At 57.7% G+C, this 3,731-nt stretch carries 2 rRNA genes; both read left to right on the top strand.

Annotation, left to right across the window (positions count from 1 at the left end):
- Positions 1–203 precede the first annotated feature (203 nt).
- Positions 204–1,736, top strand: a 16S ribosomal RNA gene (locus B5D66_RS24850).
- Positions 1,737–2,048: 312 nt separating this feature from the next.
- A 23S ribosomal RNA gene (locus B5D66_RS24845) occupies positions 2,049–3,731 on the top strand; the annotation flags it as partial.

Here is a 3,731-nt window from a genome sequence, read left to right as displayed (position 1 = left end):
GTTCGGGCTTGTAGGCGAGGATGCGGTTGTTTTTTGAGAACTCAACAGCGCGTGTTCGATTTTCTTTAAGCCAAGTTTGTTTTGGCCCCGTCCACCACGTTGGTGGTGGGTAGGGTTCCTTTGATTACTCCATGATTGTTGGAGTGGTCAGGGTTCACCTCTTCCAGGTTTGCCGGTGACCGTGTGTTGCCGGTGGTTAGACCTTGATGGAGAGTTTGATCCTGGCTCAGGACGAACGCTGGCGGCGTGCTTAACACATGCAAGTCGAGCGGTAAGGCCCTTCGGGGTACACGAGCGGCGAACGGGTGAGTAACACGTGAGTAACCTGCCCCTGACTCTGGGATAAGCCGGGGAAACCCGGTCTAATACCGGATATGACATTCTCTCGCATGGGAGGGTGTGGAAAGTTTTTTCGGTCAGGGATGGACTCGCGGCCTATCAGCTTGTTGGTGGGGTGATGGCCTACCAAGGCGATGACGGGTAGCCGGCCTGAGAGGGCGACCGGCCACACTGGGACTGAGACACGGCCCAGACTCCTGCGGGAGGCAGCAGTGGGGAATATTGCGCAATGGGCGAAAGCCTGACGCAGCGACGCCGCGTGGGGGATGACGGCCTTCGGGTTGTAAACCTCTTTTACCACTCACGCAGGCATCCGGTTTTCCGGGTGTTGACGGTAGGTGGGGAATAAGGACCGGCTAACTACGTGCCAGCAGCCGCGGTAATACGTAGGGTCCGAGCGTTGTCCGGAATTATTGGGCGTAAAGAGCTCGTAGGCGGCTTGTCGCGTCTGCTGTGAAAGCCCGGGGCTTAACTCCGGGTGTGCAGTGGATACGGGCAGGCTTGAGGTAGGTAGGGGAGACTGGAATTCCTGGTGTAGCGGTGAAATGCGCAGATATCAGGAGGAACACCGGTGGCGAAGGCGGGTCTCTGGGCCTTACCTGACGCTGAGGAGCGAAAGCGTGGGGAGCGAACAGGATTAGATACCCTGGTAGTCCACGCCGTAAACGTTGGGCGCTAGGTGTGGGGCCTTTCCACGGGTTCCGTGCCGTAGCTAACGCATTAAGCGCCCCGCCTGGGGAGTACGGCCGCAAGGCTAAAACTCAAAGGAATTGACGGGGGCCCGCACAAGCGGCGGAGCATGTTGCTTAATTCGACGCAACGCGAAGAACCTTACCAAGGTTTGACATCACCCGTGGACCGTCAGAGATGGCGGGTCATTTAGTTGGCGGGTGACAGGTGGTGCATGGCTGTCGTCAGCTCGTGTCGTGAGATGTTGGGTTAAGTCCCGCAACGAGCGCAACCCTTGTTCCATGTTGCCAGCACGTAGTGGTGGGGACTCATGGGAGACTGCCGGGGTCAACTCGGAGGAAGGTGGGGATGACGTCAAGTCATCATGCCCCTTATGTCTTGGGCTGCAAACATGCTACAATGGCCGGTACAGAGGGCGTGCGATGCCGTGAGGTGGAGCGAATCCCTAAAAGCCGGTCTCAGTTCGGATTGGGGTCTGCAACTCGACCCCATGAAGGTGGAGTCGCTAGTAATCGCGGATCAGCAACGCCGCGGTGAATACGTTCCCGGGCCTTGTACACACCGCCCGTCACGTCACGAAAGTCGGCAACACCCGAAACTTGTGGCCTAACCCTTCGGGGAGGGAGTGAGTGAAGGTGGGGCTGGCGATTGGGACGAAGTCGTAACAAGGTAGCCGTACCGGAAGGTGCGGCTGGATCACCTCCTTTCTAAGGAGTCTTGAATTGCCGGCTGTTTTTCCGATTGGTCGGCGGACTCGTCAGTGGACTCACGGTTGTCCGTGAGATGGTTTGAAGAGGGTTGGACGTTCCTCCTGGTTGTGGAAGAGGCTGGGGGGCGCGCTGTTGGGTGTCTGAGAAAGCAACTCGGGCTGGCTGTGGCTGGCTGGTTGTTTTCCGCGGCCACTCTGCCGAAGACCTCGTGGTGACTGGTGTTTGCTGGTTGGTGCGGGTGTTGTGGGTGGGTTTGTGGTGTGTGTTTTGATTTGTGGATAGTGTGCGCGAGCATCTTGTATCTGTGGTGGCCAAGTTAGTGTGGCACACGGTGGATGCCTTGGCATCAGGCGCCGATGAAGGACGTGGGAGGCCGCGATAGTCCACGGGGAGTTGTCAACCGAGCTGTGATCCGTGGGTGTCCGAATGGGGGAACCTAGCCCGAGTCATTTCGGGTTGCCGCTGTCTGAATGTATAGGGCAGTTGGTGGTGACGCGGGGAAGTGAAACATCTCAGTACCCGCAGGAAGAGAAAACAAGAGTGATTCCCTGAGTAGTGGTGAGCGAAAGGGGATGTGGCTAAACCGTGCGCGTGTGATAGACGGCAGTTGTTGCGTGTGCGGGGTTGTGGGGCGCGTTTTTCTCAGGTCTGCCGGCCTGGGGCGTTTTTGGTCGATGGTAGCTGAAGTCGTTGGGAAGCGGCACCGGAGTGGGTGAGAGTCCCGTAGGTGAAGCTGTCGGCCGGGCGTGAGCGTGTTCCCGAGTAGCGCGGAGCTCGTGGAATTCCGTGTGAATCTGGCAGGACCACCTGCTAAGCCTAAATACGTCCTGATGACCGATAGTGCACTAGTACCGTGAGGGAAAGGTGAAAAGTGCCCCGGTGAGGGGTCGTGAAATAGTACCTGAAACCGTGTGCTGTCAAGCCGTCAGAGCCTTTTGGGGTGATGGCGTGCCTTTTGAAGAATGAGCCTGCGAGTCATGGTGTGTGGCGAGGTTAACCCGGGTGGGGTAGCCGTAGCGAAAGCGAGTCTGAATAGGGCGTTGAGTCGCATGCTGTGGACCCGAAGCGGGGTGATCTACCCATGTCCAGGGTGAAGCGGAGGTAAGACTTCGTGGAGGCCCGAACCCACCAGGGTTGAAAACCTGGGGGATGAGGTGTGGGTAGGGGTGAAAGGCCAATCAAACTCCGTGATAGCTGGTTCTCCCCGAAATGCATTTAGGTGCAGCGTTGCGTGTTGCTTGCCGGAGGTAGAGCTACTGGTTGGCTGATGGGCCCGACAAGGTTACTGAGGTCAGCTAAACTCCGAATGCCGGTGAAGTTAAGCGTGGCAGTGAGACTGCGGGGGATAAGCTTCGTAGTCGAGAGGGAAACAGCCCAGATCATCAGCTAAGGCCCCTAAGCGTGTGCTAAGTGGGAAAGGTTGTGGAGTTGCTGAGACAACCAGGAGGTTGGCTTAGAAGCAGCCATCCTTTAAAGAGTGCGTAATAGCTCACTGGTCAAGTGATTCTGCGCCGATAATGTAACGGGGCTTAAGTGCACCGCCGAAGCTGTGGAGCCTGCCGTTTGGTGGGTTGGTAGGGGAGCGTCCGGCATCCTGTGAAGCTGCGGAGTGATCCTGTGGTGGAGGGTGTTGGAGTGAGAATGCAGGCATGAGTAGCGATACCAGTGTGAGAAACACTGGCGCCGATTGACTAAGGGTTCCTGGGGCAGGTTAATCCGCCCAGGGTGAGTCGGGGCCTAAGGCGAGGCCGACAGGCGTAGTCGATGGATAACGGGTTGATATTCCCGTACCCGTTCACGTGCGCCCATACCGAACCTTTTGATGCTAACCACCACTGAAGCCGGTTGGTGCCTTCGGGTGCTTTCTGGTGGAGGCGTGGGACCCGATTTGGTAGTAGGTAAGCGATGGGGTGACGCAGGAGGGTAGCTCTACCGGGCGGTGGTTGTCCCGGGATAAGCGTGTAGGCCGAGGGGTAGGTAAATCCGTCCCTT

It is taken from the genome of Marinactinospora thermotolerans DSM 45154, assembly GCF_900167435.1.
GTDB lineage: Bacteria > Actinomycetota > Actinomycetes > Streptosporangiales > Streptosporangiaceae > Marinactinospora > Marinactinospora thermotolerans.
Note: the sequence above shows the minus strand (reverse complement) of the source record. Positions and strands in the feature narration are given on the sequence as shown.